The organism is Terasakiispira papahanaumokuakeensis (assembly GCF_001709345.1).
Taxonomy (GTDB): Bacteria; Pseudomonadota; Gammaproteobacteria; order Pseudomonadales; family Halomonadaceae; genus Terasakiispira; species Terasakiispira papahanaumokuakeensis.
Map to the genome: position 1 here is coordinate 2,445,164 of NZ_MDTQ01000001.1, position 15,092 is coordinate 2,460,255.

Consider the following 15,092-nt stretch of genomic DNA (forward strand, 5'->3'; position numbering starts at 1 on the left):
CTCAATAGCGCCGAGCCAATAGCACCGAGCAAATAGCACCGGGCAAATAGCGCCGAGCAAAGCATCGATACCAAATGCCTGGATCGACATTCCACGCTCGGCGAAGCCATACATTTTAAGCCCGGCGAACCAATAACACCCCGGCCTCGGCATGATCGGTATAAGGGAACTGATCGAAAAAAGCCAAACGCTCCAGACGGTGTGTTTGGGTCAACGTCGCGAGATTCTCAACCAGTGTTTGAGGGTTACAAGAGATGTAAACAATGTGGTCATACTCCGCCACTTGTTTGAGTGTATCAGGGTCCAATCCCGCTCGAGGGGGGTCCACCAATACCGTAGAGAAAGTGTAATCTGCCAATCCCAGACGCTGCCCATAAGGGCTCTGAGGGTTCGCCAATGCCTGAGAAAACTCCTCCGCCGATAAACGCTCAACCTGGGCATTATGGGCACGATTGATTTCAACATTAAAACGACCTGCGGCAACCGAAGTCCGGGAGATTTCAGTGCCCAAAACGCGGCGGAAATTTGGTGCCAGCGCAACGGTGAAATTGCCCGCGCCACAATACAGCTCAACCAGATCCCCCCCAATGCCTTGCGTGACTTCACGCGCCCAGCTCAACATCGACTCACAAATGCGCGCATTAGGCTGCGTAAAACTATTTTCCACCTGCTTATAGGTCAGTGTCTGGCCATCCACCGTCAAACGCTCGAACACAAATTCACGATCCAGCACTAAGCGTTGTTTTCGAGAGCGGCCAATAATACTGACCCCCAAATCGACCTGTAACTGTCGGGCCAGCGTTTCCCACTGTTCATCCAGCGGCCGATGATAAATCAGAGAGATCAAAGCCTCGCCAGTCAACGTGGTCAAAAACTCGACCTGAAATAACTTATGGCGCAAAGGCGGCACATCTCGAATGGCATCCAGTAGCGCGGGCATCAACGCATTAATCCGCTCACTGGCCACAGGGTAGTCATCCATCCGCACCGTTTTCACGGGCTTTCGGGTTTTATTCCGTTTCTTCTTTTTCTTCCCTTGTGCGCTTTGGACTTGCGAACCCTCCGCCGAAGCAGCGCTCGCTTCAGCCTCGACCTGCGCGGCCTGCTGTGCCGCTAGCGCCTCGTCATCGGTATCAAACATCACATAATAGAGATCATCCCCCTCATGCCACACACGGAACTCAGCCCGCATACGATAATGCATCGGAGGAGATGGAAAGATCTCCATCTCAGGGGGATCAAAAGGCGTAAAACAAGACGCCAAAGCCTCAGCCTTGGCGTGGAGGAGTTCAGAATAACGTTCAGCTTCAACGACAGGCAGACGGCTCATGGATAAGGGCTCAGTTCAATCATCAACAAGGGGCGGCTAGCTTACCAAGCCGAACGGCCAGTGCAAGCCCGTTCTTACTGCACCGTCAAATCTCTCAATGACAGCACCGCGGCCCTTAATGATTAGACTTTAGCCTCCCTAGATGATTAAGCTGCAACGCCCGCTGGATTATTGAGTCTCAGCGCGTTGTTCACGACGAGTCAATAACATGCGATTCACCCCATCGGTCATGGCCTGTGTGATATCAAACTCAGGAAAGGCAGGCCCCAGCTTGATAATAATGTCACGTACAGGAGTACCCGAAGCGAACTTCCCAATCGGCAGTTTGATATCACGAGTCAAATTACCGGAAGTTGCCGGTAACCCATTCACCGCCTTCCAGGCCATACCAAATTGTTTTTCATCATCATATAAAGGCAACTCAATCACCTTAGGCTCACGCACGGCACGATCAAGGGTAATGCCCTCAATCAGGCTGCCGCGAGGATACAAAATCCCTTCACTGAGCAGATGGCGTGTCAGTCCTTCGATGTCATTCTCATGGCCCATGACACCAGACTGAATCAATCCTTTAATCTCTTTGCTATTGCCGAATACGTGCTGCCCCTGCCAATCCATGACTTCATAAGTCGCCTTAAAATGATGATCAAAGCCGACGTAATACCCCAGCGTCATATAGCGACCGCTCATGGTGCAGTTCTCCTCGATTAATCTCGATAACTTCGGCAGGCGATGCTCTCCTCACCACCGACTTTCCCATCACTGGCGCAATACCGAAGACTTCAGGTGATCACAATGCCATCACCGCTCAGATCCAGCCATGATATAGGCCGATAAGATGTACAAAAATGTAATATTAAAACAATGGGCTTTATATAGTGCAGCGCTCTTTATTCTGCAAGCCTAGACACTGCTCAACACAATGTCACCTTCATTAAAGTCCAACGCCGTCAGCTGTCGACAAGAAGCGAACCCCAGTGTCGCCAATGCTTCCATTAAATGGATCTGCTGCACAGGCGCCGTCGTCCAGGCGACACCAGCCGCCGCCCTATTCCCCGACACATCATCAACGCCGAGTAAATCCCCAACCCGTCGCGCCACGGCAGCACCAGAATCCACCCAGTGATAAGTGCGCTCAGCCACCGCCTGCAAGGCCGTTTTCAGTAATGGGAAATGGGTACAGCCCAAAATGATCGTATCAATATCCGATTGGGCCTCAATGGGGGCCAGAATATGGCGAAGCGTCTCTGGTGCGGGGGGATGACCCGCTAAAGCCTGCTCAGCCAAATCGACTAAGGGTGCAGAGGCGAACCGATAAAGCCGACAATCCGCCGCAAAATCCTGCATCAATTGATCGACATACGGGCGTGTCACTGTCCCAGCCGTGGCTAACAACGCAATCGAACGCGTCTGCGATACTTGCGCTGCAGGCTTGATTGCAGGCACCACTCCGACCACAGGCACGCGTAAACGCTCACGCAACCGAGGCAGCGCCAGCGTACTGGCCGTATTACAGGCAATCACCACCAAACCCGCACCGGTTTTGTCCAGCAAGCTTGTGATCACCGCTTCAACACGGTCGACCAGCCAGTCTTCGGGCTTATTACCGTAAGGAAATGCTGCATTATCAAAGGCATAATCCATCGGCAGCGAAGGCCACGCCCGACGGATCGCCTGCACAATCGATAAACCACCCACACCAGAATCAAAAACAAGTACGGGGCAAGCCCCCTGAGCCAACGGTTTCATCGTACTTTTAATGACCTCACTAAGCACACCAGACCAGAATACCCCGCACCGTTAGGGATGAACGCGTGCACAGAGAAACTCAATAAACGCCTGCACTCGGGCAGGTAAATGATGGCGATGAGCATAGACCAGGTAAATGCCCAAAGGGGGTGGCATCCACTCTTCCAGAATCGGGACTAGGCGTCCACTTTCCAGATAAGGTGACATCATAAAATCGGGCTGCTGCACCACCCCAAGACCCGCTGCAGCCGCTTCGCAAAGCGCCCGACCATTATTACAATCCAGTGCCGACACATAATGCTCACGTAGCTCGCTGCCATCGGACGGATCACGAAAACGCCATAACTGACCTTCCTGGGTATAAGTAAAATGCAGACAGCGATGTCGGCGTAAGTCCGCAGGCGTTTCAGGCCGCCCTTCACGCTCAAGATACTCTGGACTGGCATAGACCGAGAGCTGGCTCTCACCCAGTGTCCGCGCCACCAAACTGGAATCTTGCAATAACCCAATTCGCACGGCCAGATCGACAGACTCCGCCGTTAGATCAACCCGGCGATCCTCCAGCATTAATTGAATCTTCAACTGAGGGTGCAACTGCTGGAATTCAGCCACCGAAGGCATCAAAGACGCGACCCCATAATCCATCGGCGCTGAAATTCTCAATTTGCCCATTAAATGCCCGGCTCGCGCCGAGACTTCGGTTTCCAACTGCTGCCATTCATTCAACAAGGCACTTGCTTGCTGATACAACAGACGTCCCTCATCGGTCGGCGTCAGACGTCGTGTCGTCCTTGTTAATAATCGAACCCCCAAGTGCTTCTCTAACGCCGCCACATGTTTACTGACCATCGCCGTGGATAAATCCAAAGCACGCGCCGCTCCGGCAAAACTGCCTAACTCCATGACTTGGCAAAAAGCCTGATAAGCATCAAAGCGTTCCAGAATCCACCCCCTAGATGAGATTCATCGTCTATGGCTCTCGGATTAAACAACCGAGACTCAAAAGCAAATCTTACACCGGCATGCTTAGACCCACCGAATATCACTTCATTGTCAACCAGAAGTCATTATTATCAACCAGCAGTAAATAGTGCCTTTAGAATACACCCTGTTATCAAGCCCAAATCGTTCCGTCATACTCCTCGACATCAACCGGCTCACCCCAACCCCATCAATCACTTGAGCCATCACTTAACCAGGAGAAGCACCATGACACTACCCCCATTATTGGCTCGCACCGCTATGGCAACCCTCATCGGACTCGCCAGCTTAACCGCCACGGCTCAAGCCGCTGAATACAAAATCGACCCAGCCCACACCAATGCCATTTTTCGTATCAAACATATCAACACTTCATATTTGGTGGGTCGCTTCAATACGGTTGAAGGCACTTTTAACTACGACAGCGCAGCACCACAAAACGCCAGCATCCAAGTCACCATCCCTGTCGATAGCCTCGATACTAACTTTGCCGAACGCAATAAACATCTAAAAAGCCCTGACTTTTTCAGCGCCCGTCAATATCCCAATATTAACTTCAAAAGCACTCAGTACGAAGGTGATGCCAACAAGGGTACCCTAACGGGCCAACTGACCCTGCACGGCGTGACTCAAACCATCGAGATTCCTGTCGAAAAAGTAGGCGAAGGGAAAGATCCTTGGGGCGGCTACCGTGCCGGTTTCCATGGCGAAGTCACCATCAAGCGTACCGATTACGGGATGGATAAAATGCTGGGCGCCGGTAGCGATGAAGTCCAGCTCGTCTTAGATATTGAAGGCATTCGCCAGTAACCCTTTGCGAACGCCCCCAGGCCTTCACCACGGAGGCCTGGCCTGTGAAGTTTCCCTGCCGCTGACGGAACTGACACCATGTATGACACCACCGCCTCGCCCCTGGTGATGGCCTTACCCGGCCTGATCACCACCGGATTACTGGCCCTATTGGCCTTGGGATTACTTCGTCGGCATCCTTACCGACTCTCTTGGGCCTTAGCGCTGGCTCCGACACTGGGCCTGCTCGCCACTCAGCAAAATCCATTGAGTTGGCCCTTAGCACCACTGGTATTAAGCGCCGTGCTGGCCACACTGATCACCCGTATGGCCCAGTATCGCATCAGCGCAGCGCTGGGCATTATCGCCGCCCTCGCCATTAGCGGCTTTCAGCTCTTCATGCAACTTCCATTTGCAGAATTACTGCCGCTGGCATTACTCCCGTTACTGGCTCTTGCTGGCAGTCCACAACCCCACCACAGCAGCAGACTCTTTGCTCAAAGCCTCGGTGGCGCTTTCATCGCCCTCGCCATCGCCCTGAGCGCCAGTACCGAAACCGGACTCTGGATCGGCCTCATCACCCTCACCACAGGCCTGACCTGGCTCGCCACCTGCGTGATCAACATCGACACCCAACACAGCGAAGCCCCACTCCGCCTCGCCCACCTGCTGACACTTGGCTACGCCCAACTCTACATCGGCCTCCCCCTGGAAAGCTTCATCACCGCAGCTCTGGCCCTCGGGCTAAGACTCCCAGTGCAAAACGCCTGGCTCAATCCCTTCATCAGCCTGATATTTGGCGGCCTTACCCTGTGGCAACTCTGGCCCAGCCAATCCCTCTTCTAAAGCACCCACAACACCACACCATTGGTCGATGCAGCCTTGGCCAAGAAGGGGAACGGTCGTGCAACGCTCACGCGGCCACTGTTGCTGGGTAAGATCATACCGCCTGTTTCAACCTTACGGTTCAAGCCTGCGATAATGTCTTCGATGCTTTTGCCAGGAGTCAGCTCAGCTTGACCGGCTTGATCGGTGATGGTGATCTGGCCATCACTGATGCCGCTGCGGGTTAAGCTAGTATCACGCTGGCTGTCATGCAGGGCCACCGGCATGCCGCCGCCGGGAGGTGCGTCAGTACGCTAGCCCGTGAACCTACTGAGAGAACCTGTTTGCAGGCGAATATCTAAACCCTTCGCGGCCAAGGCCGCTCCTACCACACCTTGGTGCTTTCAGGGATGGCAGAAAGTCGTGGCCGCGATGACGATCAGGCACAGCATCTACGTAGCCACTGCCAAAGCCGTGAACGGCTACGTGGATCTCTAAGCACCGGGTGACACAGAAATATGAACACCCTCTGCGATTATTCGATGAATTCTGGAATTAAAGAGGAGTTCCTCTCAATCTACCAGGCTTTTGAATCAGTAGGCCATCAACTTGTCGACTCCGACATTTATCAACAAATTCCAAAGCATTGTTCAAATCCTTTTTATACAACTCATATGCTTCTTTTGTAATTTCATAGTACTCCTCATAATCTGCATACTCATTTCTCACTGGTATCGATAGATAAAACCGCCCTGAATCCTCCTCAATACCGATAGAAAATCGTTCTGCCCTATTAACTACCACGTCAGTAAATTTCATGGTTATTCCTAAAATGATAGAGGTGTCTGCCTAAATTGACTTGGCGAAATATCACCAGCATCAATTACTGCCTCCAAAGCACCATCAGGAAGTCTACCCCCAGGAACCCACAAATCATTAGCTCCCGCCTCATTACCAGATGGAATTCTTAGATTTAATTCTCTTGGTTTTGGAATATCCACTCTAACCAACGTATTAGCGTCAAAGAAGTCTTCTGGAAGACCTAACGCATTAGCCATTGCTCTGGAATTACCATTTGAAGACAATAACAATTTATCTGCCTCACTTTTTGTCATCACAAAAGAAGTTCCATCTCGCTGAGCAATTCCATATTTTTCAAGATTTCTTTGAGACATGAAGCGAGAAGCTCCGTCATCAAATTGTGAAATATGCTCGTTTATATATGAAGAAGAAAGATAATCGCTAGGATCTGGGCGCTGCCCATGTGGGATAGACCTAATTTCATCTATCTGAGTTTGGGATAGTGGAAACTTATGTAGAATACTCCCATCAACCCCAGAGTGGTGACTCGCTTCATTCTGCCCAACGGAGCTAGCATTGTCACTAGTACGGGGGTCGTTTGTTGATGTCGCGACATCGTCATGGGTGTGACTATCTTGCCCAGTCTCACGCCCTGCTGTGCTGTCTCGGTGCTCGGGAAGGTCTGTATCTCGGCCGAGTTCAACGAGGTCGTCGCCTGCTTTGGCTGCGTCCCCCGCTTGATCTAAGCCTCGACCCACAACACTTCGGCCTGCACCTTTAAGAGCGACGACCCGGGCAATGACTTTCTCCGTTGCCATTGCGGTAGTTTTGACGGCTCCACCTGCACCAGTCAGCAACCCTGCAATATCCATAAACAGTTTGCCGGTTTCCATACCAGAATTAAACGCCCCCTCAGCTCCCCCCTTCAGGTACTCTTCATCCATTTTATCAAGGCGGTCTCTAAATGATTGCTTCACCGCATCTGACACATTACCCAGCAAGTCGTCGCTATTTAACAGCAATCTAAGCGCTTCGTATGTCTTTCCCGGATTGCCTAACATTTTCACGACACCATCGATCGTGTCATGCAATCCGGCCGGAACCCCCGCTACCACTCCGGCATCAAAGCTCAACTCCTGCCCGATATCGACCCCTGTCCATTTTGACTCCACCTGGAATCGACAGAATGAGCTCTGACACGCTTCAAGTTCCTTTCTTTTCTGAGCAATCTGTGCGCTGATCAGATAGTTATTATCCACCGATGAGACGGCGCTGTTCATCGCGGTGCCGGGGTCTAGGTTGGTCCCCAGGGCCATGGCGGTGGTGAGGCCGACGATGATGTCGCGTTTGGTTTCTTTCTCTGCAACCGTTTCGTCGGGTTGGGCGGTGAAGAGGTTGGTCAGTAAGCTGCTGGTCGCCGCGCCCATGCCACCGGCCCCGCAGTCACCACCGCCGGCAGCAGCACCTAAACACCCTACGGCACCGTGAAGGGCGGCATGCAAGGGGCTACCTTCGGTGAGTTTGCCTTCACGGGTCCATTCACCCAGTAGGCTGGCGCCTTCTTGTTGCAGATAGTTGGCAACGCCCATTTGCACAAATTGTGTGGCGCCTGCGCTAAGGTTACCGCCGACAGCCGCATTCAGTGCATTCACCACTTTGCGCCCAGTGCCGCCGGGGAGCCAGGTTTCGTTTTCGATTAAGGCGGTTTTGTATTGTTGTTCTAACTGGGCAACCAGGGCGTCATCACGTTCGTCGGCTGTTTTTTCTTTTTCGGTATCCAGGGCTTTTTTCGCCCGGTCCACTTCTTTGCCGCGGTTTTTGATATAAGTCGCGGTTTCTTTAACGAAGGTCGAGGCGATGGCAAACTTGGCGTTGATTTCATCTTCATCCAAGTTGTTGCTTAAGCTGCCACTGGTATCACGGCCGGTTTCAACCTCACGGTTCAAGCCTGCGATAATGTCTTCGATGCTTTGGCCAGGAGTCAGCTCAGCTTGACCGGCTTGATCGGTAATGGTGATCTGGCCGTCACTGATACCGCTGCGGGTTGAACTGGTATCACGCTGGCTGTCATGCCTCTAAAGTTCTTGTGGGAGCTTGCTTGCAAGCGAATATATCGTGAACCCCGGACGGCCAAACACACCCCTTCGCGGCCAAGGGCGCTCCTACCACACCTTGGTGCTGTCAAGATTGGCAGGAAGTCGTGGCTGAGATGGCGATCAGACACAGCATCCACGTAGCAACTGCCAAGGCCGTGCAACGGCTACACAGACCTCTAAGCACCGGGTGACACAGAAATATGAACACCCTCACAAAAAACTCTGGTTCTGCTGCTCTAATATAATATGTTTGATTTTTTTTATTAACTCAACATCAACTTCGTCAATTAAAATCCACACAACCACTCTATCATTAGCACACCCAAAATAGACATTTTCATTTCTATATACACTTACGACATCATTATCGCTACCAAATCTTATACGCAACTGATCTTCAGAAATCTCAATCTCAACGCTACCATTACTATCTATAAAAACCCCACCCTGCCATTGATCTAAATCACTACAAGGCAATCCTTCAATAAAAATCGCCTTAAAATCTTTCTTAACTTTTTCTATTTCCACATAGTCACAGACTTGAACTAACTTTATAGAAGAAAGGCATGTTTTATATTGATCAAAACCAATCTCTATCAAATAACTTCCACCTACATAACGATAATATAACTGATGATCTGGACCATCACCAAATGTCACACAAAGCGGAACATAATCATCTACATCCAGTCTCGCTGGTAACATACAGCACACTCTGCTATTAATCTTCATTTAAAAACCCAATCAGTAAAATTAATTCAACATTCTTGCATGTTTAATCGCAGGGAGTTCACCGGCTTTTCTAGGAGGTGCAAAAATAATCTCCCAACCATCATCACTGACATATATTTTATTAAATTGAACGTTATTATTTTTAATAATATTCGAGACACCACCATGAAGGCTAGTTAATGCTTCTTGTGTTCGAACAGGATCAGGAAGATAAGTAAAATTCTCCCCTTTAATAGAGTTTCTAGATTGCCAGGAAGGAACCTTGCCTCCTATATTCACATTCCGAGAAGAAATAGTTCTGGTTAATTCTTCTTGAATATGCTTTGTAGCATTTGGAGCAATAAAAAGTTGTTTTCCCTCAATTTCAGTTATATATGCCCGTGGCAAATCAGTCCCAGGATAATTACCATAAGCATCCACTCTCTGAATTGAATCCCATACAGTTCCAGTACCATTATGTGTAACCCTCCCATCAACCCCAGAATGGTTACTCGCTTCATTCTGCCCAACGGTGCGAGCGTTGTCACTGGTATGGGTATAGTCTGGGAATAAATCCTCTCTATCTGAAGACCCTAGGCTTTCTTCGAGTCGGCCACCCGAACTTGGTGTGTTCGGGGTTTTGCGCCATAGTAACTCAAATCGTCTGGCACCATAAAGACCAGCACCGGATTTGATTAAATCTTCCGCATACTCATCGGGCGGGGTGTTGAGATAATCATAAAACTCTCTCTCAAGTTCCATACCCGGAAACTCACTGGTTGCCCAATCAGTCACAGATTGACCCGCATTAGCAGCACCATTATAAATATTCCCTGGTATACTTTTTATACCATCCCAAGCATCAGACGCCATTTGGGCCGGTCCATCAACGAGTTGGCTACCCCATTTACTTAGCTGGTCGGCCATATCATTACCCGTCTTCCTGATCCCTCGAAAGAATTCTCGTCTTTGGTAATCAGAATCGTATGCAGGCTCATAGTCTGGCAGCACATCTTCTGCCGGGTTAAGGTGCTGATCACTCCAATAGCGGTTCATCTCTTCGACCATTCGCTCGTGACTCCACCCCTCTTCTGCAGTTTGGATCAAGACTTTTTCACTGTAATTGAAAAGATCCTCATCTTGTGCATCACTGATCACACGAATTTGTCGAGTGATCGTATCTTTTAGCTCTTGATCATCAGTTGACGCACGAGCTTGATCAGCAGCATCGTTCATCTCCTTAGTGATCCAGTTATTATCCAACGATGAGACGGCGCTGTTCATGGCGGTGCCGGGGTCGAGGTTGGTCCCTAGGGCCATGGCGGTGGTGAGGCCGACGATGATGTCGCGTTTGGTTTCTTTCTCTGCAAAGGTTTCGTTGGGTTGGTCGGTGAAGAGGTTGGTCAGTAAGCTGCTGGTCGCCGCGCCCATGCCACCGGCACCGCAGTCACCACCGCCTGCAGCGGCACCTAAGCACCCTACGGCACCGTGAAGGGCGGCATGCAGGGGGCTGCCTTCGGTGAGCTTGCCTTCATGGGTCCATCGACCCAGTAGGCTGGCGCCTTCTTGTTGCAGGTAGTTGGCGATGCCCATTTGCACAAATTGTGTGGCGCCTGCGCTGAGGTTACCGCCGACAGCCGCATTCAGTGCATTCACCACTTTGCGCCCGGTACCGCCGGGTAACCAGGTTTCGTTTTCGATTAAGGCGGTTTTATATTGTTGCTCTAACTGAGCGACCAGGGCGTCATCACGTTCGTCGGCTGTTTTTTCTTTTTCGGTATCCAGAGCTTTTTTCGCCCGATCCACTTCTTTGCCGCGGTTGGTAATATAAGTCGCCCGGCTTGATCGGTGATGGTGATCTGGCCATCGCTGATGCCGCTGCGGATTGAGCTGGTATCACGCTGGCTGTCATGCAGGGCCACCGGCATGCCACCACCGGGGGCGGCGTCAGTACGCTAACCCCAGGACCTTCTGTGGGAGCTTGCTTGCAAGCGAATATATCGTGAACCCCGGACGGCCAAACACACCCCTTCGCGGCCTTGGCCGCTCCACACCTTGGTACTTTCAAGGGTGGCAGGAAGTCGTAGCCGAGATGGCGATCAGACACAGCATCTACGTAGCCACTGCCAAGGCCGTGCAATAGCTACGTGAACCTCTAAGAACCGAGTGACACAGAAATATGAACACTCTCTGGCGCGGGCAAAGTTGAGCTTAATTGATAATAAGAACGAGAATTAACCTAATGGAACACTAGGGTCTTGCCACAACTATATCTCAGACAAGTAATTTTGAGCCAAATTCTGAATAGCACTAATATCAGATTTTAAAAAAGACGTAAGGATCTCCTTTTTCTCTTCTAAATTAGACTCAGAAACAATTGATAATGCATGCACTAATGAGCCTGAATTTGACCCTTGAATATAGCCCAAGATATAATTATCTATTTCGCGAACACCAAGACCTGATGGATAAACTCCGCTGAGCAGATTTAATATACTTTCATGAACAGACAAATCAGTCTCATTCGGTAGAAGCATTAATAATTTAAGCACAATCGAAAGTTTTTCCTTATCGCTGTATACTTCCGTCTCAATTTCATCATTAAGTTCATCAACCAGCATGTCTCTACCATTACATCGGGTATTACAAATCTGTGAAATGAGGCTATTGCTCACGTCAACCTCCATTAGAATTAATTTTCATAAAATCCATTAACCAAATTTCAGGCATCTCAATAGGTATATGAGTGTTATTTGCCGCAGAAGGATCATAATGGGGACTCTCTGGTTTGTGCGCATTCTTATGCGCAAAGCTATCAGTAGCAGGTGTAGTCCCCCCCATCTGCCCTATGTGCAATCCATCCGTTTGCAACGTTTGAACCGTAATGGATTGGATCAGAGTCATCGATTCGCAGCCTATTGGTTATTCCGTTTTCATCGACCCATTTGTATTCCAAACCCATTTGGCTTTTATCTTCAACAGGCAGTAGTGTTAATCGACCGGCTCGTTTGAGTAAAGCAGGGAATGCCTACTTACGCTCTGCACTTTATATGCCAGTCATGAGTGCTGTGCGTTACGATCCGCGAGCTAAGGCATTTTATGAAGCGCTTATTGCGCGAGGGAAGAAAAAAATTCAGACCCAATGCGCCGTCATGAGGCAGTATCTGACTGTTTTATGGGCCTGCATTCAAACAAAAACTGCGTTTGACTCAACACCTTTATTCAGTGATGAGCATATGAAAACTTGAGGCTCAACAGAGTATCTACCCACCTTGGTGCTTTCAAGGGCGGCAGGAAGTCGTTGCCGAGATGGCGATCAGACAAAGCATCCACGTAGCCACTGCCAAGGCTAAGGACGCTACGCGGACCTCTAAGCACCGGGTGGCACAGAAATATGAACCCCCTCCCATAAGTTCCTTTCTGTATAGTTGCAGCATCATCCAGGTGACTCGTAACGGCATTTTGAAATTCAGCAAGAGTCTGAAGGTTCTTTTTTGTCGTATTAACTCCAAAATCTGAAGCATGTTAGAACTTCTTAGCCAATTCCCCCTCAATGAAGCTAACTACACTCTTTGCAACGTTTTATCAGCGTGAGATAAAAGCTTTTTGTACGCAGCACCCTTAATTAGCTCTCGACTCCTACATGAGCCAAGAACTAATCTCCAATCATCCCAAGGAAACACATCAGGCTCGATATAGATATTTTCGTTGATATCCAATGGCTCCTCCAGCGATAGGGATAAGTAACTCAATCCCATCGTAGTCGTAGACAGTTCGTTCATCTTAGACTCAGCTATAGAAAGTGAACTTTTAAAGTCACCTATGCATGAATATTCGCCTAGCCCTTCCCCGATAAACTTTGGACGATAAATAGTAGCCAATTGAAGTTTATCATCGTTGGAAGTTATTTGAATGGCAGAGAACTTCCCCGACTCTAGTGCAGAGAATGCAGAGTCTAGACTCCCTTTCCAGCTTTCAAAATCAAATGATTCAGCCTTTTCTTTTTTTAATACCTGAATCTCGACCTGAATTTTTCCAAGCAGAAAGCAAATGACCTCAAAGATTAGCTTGATGCTCTTTGAAGCAAACTCAACTACAAACAGATTCATAGCTTGCCTCCTAAACGAACATGCTCATCAACAATTCCCCCCTGACTAGGATTAGCTACATAGCTCATGATTTGCCCACCTTGTTCAACCAAAAATTCGTTGCCACGCCCTATGTGTCAGCGTAGTTGTCGCCTGTTTTGGCAGCATCTTCAACATGGTCTGAACAGTCTCTTGGAACAATCTAATCTCATTTAAAAATCTTTACTCAAGTCGAGACCATTAGAGCCTTTCTTAGCATAGAGAGTCTCGTATTGAAATGATAAAGCAAACTCAAATGAAGTCTGATTTGATAGATTAAAAACAATCTTCTTTACATCATCAAACAGGTTAGGCACTGTAATATCAACGTCAAAATATGCACGTAATCCAACAGACCAGCCTGTATCTTCCAGGTTTTCAGTTAATACTGTCGAATCTTCGAGATTCGTCTTAGCTGACATTGACGCATTTGTATTAGGTAATACGACAGAAAGCTCAGATTCCATCTCAGATAGGTCCGAATACTCAACACCCATTAAAGCGTTTTTTATATCCTGAAGTCTAATCCCCTTCGCAATCTCCAAATTGAGAGTCATAGCCATCCTAAAACTTCCTCATTAAACGCTTTCACCATCAATTAAATAAAGTTTTTCAAGAAATTCACCGACTTTTGTCCAAAAAACTTTAATATATCGACTTAACTCAACAGGAGTCATCAACATTCAAGACTATATCCTGAGCTCAATGCAAAACTTTACAAGTCATATCACCTCTAATTGTGTTCTGTTTTTATACTCTGGAGAATACACATCAGCGGATCTTTTATTAAAATCCAGATCAGAATCACCTCCCTTCCTTCCCATATTAGTTAAATCCGGCGACCCACTTCATTTAAAAAAACTTTAAAACAAAACTCTACTAAAAAATCCACATAACCTTTCAGTTAATTCAAACAATAAAGTACTTTTCACTTTAACCATCATATACATCTAATATTATATCGAGTAATGAGCTTAACTCATTTTCAATCTCGCGGAAGTCAATATTGCTGTAGGGGTTTGCCTGCTCGCAAGCCCCTACAAATGATCCCTACAGCGGGTGTTAATTTATCGAAAGAGGTTCAATTAAACCCCTTCACGTCGGAAGACTCGGCTATCACAGCGGTGGCAGGCTTCCAAGCGTTGGGTAAAGGGCACGGTGATGGCTTTGCCACATTCAGTACAAACGAAGCGACCGGCCATGGCGAGTTCTCCTGCATGGTAGAGGATGGCATCATTACGGGCTTCGAGGTCTTGAAAGAGCGTTTGCTGGCCGAGGTAGGTGGGATCGGCGACGTTGCGTAGGCCGTGCATAAATTGTTCCCCCAGTAACCCGGTTTCTTCCGCCAACCAGGCGCGCACATCATGGCCTGTCTCTTCCATATATTGTTTGAGGTCAGCCAGATCCCGTTTGAGCCAAGCAGACAATAAAGCCACTTCATCACGGGTCAGGCGTTCCAGTTCGCCTTCTTCTTCAACCAAGTGGTCGATTTCTTCACGCAGGCCTTCTTGGCCTTTGTTTTTCCATTCTTCTCGCCGTTCATCCAACCGCTTCAATAAGCGATCATACAGGCGCGCATTGGGTTCTTGCTGGTCTTGATCATGATCATGAGGGTCTGTCATGCGATTTCTCCTTGCGAGCCTGCTCGCGGGCCTACATGGGCACCGCTGCATCGTGTATGCT

General features: G+C 48.9%; 16 protein-coding genes and 2 pseudogenes. 3 read left to right on the forward strand and 15 right to left on the reverse strand.

Annotated elements, in window-relative coordinates; genetic code table 11:
- Positions 1-115: 115 nt before the first annotated feature.
- The 4 genes from trmA to BFW38_RS10665 form a co-directional block, all read right to left on the reverse strand.
- Positions 116-1,330, reverse strand: a complete 1,215-nt coding sequence (trmA, locus tag BFW38_RS10650) for a tRNA (uridine(54)-C5)-methyltransferase TrmA (RefSeq protein ID WP_068998581.1) — start codon at positions 1,328-1,330, stop codon at positions 116-118.
- Positions 1,331-1,498: 168 nt separating this feature from the next.
- Entirely contained in the window at positions 1,499-2,020 is a 522-nt protein-coding gene (locus BFW38_RS10655) for a hypothetical protein (protein WP_068998586.1), read from the reverse strand.
- Positions 2,021-2,233: 213 nt separating this feature from the next.
- The gene (gene murI / locus BFW38_RS10660; RefSeq protein WP_068998588.1) at positions 2,234-3,079 is read right to left on the reverse strand and encodes a glutamate racemase; all 846 of its coding nucleotides are present in this window, start codon (positions 3,077-3,079) and stop codon (positions 2,234-2,236) included.
- 51 nt (positions 3,080-3,130) lie between these two features.
- Positions 3,131-4,042: a LysR family transcriptional regulator gene (locus tag BFW38_RS10665; RefSeq protein WP_342668860.1), complete on the reverse strand. Its 912-nt coding sequence runs from the start codon at positions 4,040-4,042 to the stop codon at positions 3,131-3,133.
- Between the two features lie 246 nt (positions 4,043-4,288).
- On the opposite strand from BFW38_RS10665, the gene BFW38_RS10670 reads away from it, so the two are divergent.
- Together BFW38_RS10670 and BFW38_RS10675 are read left to right on the forward strand one after the other, a co-directional pair.
- Positions 4,289-4,870 carry a YceI family protein gene (locus BFW38_RS10670; protein WP_175400972.1) on the forward strand — a complete coding sequence of 194 codons (582 nt, stop codon included), beginning with the start codon at positions 4,289-4,291 and terminating at the stop codon, positions 4,868-4,870.
- A 78-nt stretch (positions 4,871-4,948) separates the two neighbouring features.
- Positions 4,949-5,695, forward strand: coding sequence for a hypothetical protein (locus BFW38_RS10675; protein ID WP_068998592.1), 747 nt, complete (start codon positions 4,949-4,951; stop codon positions 5,693-5,695).
- On the opposite strand, the gene BFW38_RS10680 is transcribed toward BFW38_RS10675, so the two are convergent.
- The 7 genes from BFW38_RS10680 to BFW38_RS18485 all read right to left on the reverse strand — a co-directional run bounded on the left by BFW38_RS10680 (position 5,692) and on the right by BFW38_RS18485 (position 12,244).
- Positions 5,692-5,961, reverse strand: a complete 270-nt coding sequence (locus BFW38_RS10680; RefSeq protein WP_068998594.1) for a hypothetical protein — start codon at positions 5,959-5,961, stop codon at positions 5,692-5,694. The two genes, BFW38_RS10675 and BFW38_RS10680, sit on opposite strands and share 4 nt — an antisense overlap.
- A 268-nt stretch (positions 5,962-6,229) precedes the next feature.
- Entirely contained in the window at positions 6,230-6,493 is a 264-nt protein-coding gene (locus tag BFW38_RS10685; protein ID WP_068998596.1) for a hypothetical protein, read from the reverse strand.
- Positions 6,494-6,501: 8 nt separating this feature from the next.
- Positions 6,502-8,421, reverse strand: coding sequence for a DUF637 domain-containing protein (locus tag BFW38_RS10690; RefSeq protein WP_068998598.1), 1,920 nt, complete (start codon positions 8,419-8,421; stop codon positions 6,502-6,504).
- A 360-nt stretch (positions 8,422-8,781) separates the two neighbouring features.
- Positions 8,782-9,303, reverse strand: coding sequence for a hypothetical protein (locus tag BFW38_RS10695; protein ID WP_139116603.1), 522 nt, complete (start codon positions 9,301-9,303; stop codon positions 8,782-8,784).
- A 21-nt stretch (positions 9,304-9,324) separates the two neighbouring features.
- Positions 9,325-11,088 carry a DUF637 domain-containing protein gene (locus BFW38_RS10700; protein ID WP_068998601.1) on the reverse strand — a complete coding sequence of 588 codons (1,764 nt, stop codon included), beginning with the start codon at positions 11,086-11,088 and terminating at the stop codon, positions 9,325-9,327.
- Positions 11,089-11,549: 461 nt separating this feature from the next.
- Entirely contained in the window at positions 11,550-11,903 is a 354-nt protein-coding gene (locus tag BFW38_RS10705; RefSeq protein ID WP_068998603.1) for a hypothetical protein, read from the reverse strand.
- Between the two features lie 194 nt (positions 11,904-12,097).
- Positions 12,098-12,244: a polymorphic toxin type 30 domain-containing protein gene (locus BFW38_RS18485; protein WP_425427900.1), complete on the reverse strand. Its 147-nt coding sequence runs from the start codon at positions 12,242-12,244 to the stop codon at positions 12,098-12,100.
- 16 nt (positions 12,245-12,260) lie between these two features.
- Between BFW38_RS18485 and BFW38_RS18350 the strand changes: the two are divergent.
- Positions 12,261-12,530 (forward strand): annotated as a pseudogene (locus BFW38_RS18350) (transposase); the annotation flags it as partial.
- Here the strand turns inward: BFW38_RS18350 and BFW38_RS18490 are convergent.
- The 4 genes and pseudogenes from BFW38_RS18490 to BFW38_RS10735 all read right to left on the reverse strand — a co-directional run.
- Positions 12,505-12,795 (reverse strand): annotated as a pseudogene (locus BFW38_RS18490) (hypothetical protein); the annotation flags it as partial. The pseudogenes BFW38_RS18350 and BFW38_RS18490 overlap by 26 nt on opposite strands.
- A 50-nt stretch (positions 12,796-12,845) precedes the next feature.
- Entirely contained in the window at positions 12,846-13,391 is a 546-nt protein-coding gene (locus BFW38_RS10725) for a hypothetical protein (protein WP_068998610.1), read from the reverse strand.
- Between the two features lie 191 nt (positions 13,392-13,582).
- Entirely contained in the window at positions 13,583-13,972 is a 390-nt protein-coding gene (locus tag BFW38_RS10730; protein WP_068998612.1) for a hypothetical protein, read from the reverse strand.
- A gap of 522 nt (positions 13,973-14,494) precedes the next feature.
- The gene (locus BFW38_RS10735; RefSeq protein ID WP_068998614.1) at positions 14,495-15,031 is read right to left on the reverse strand and encodes a zinc ribbon-containing protein; all 537 of its coding nucleotides are present in this window, start codon (positions 15,029-15,031) and stop codon (positions 14,495-14,497) included.
- Positions 15,032-15,092 lie beyond the last annotated feature (61 nt).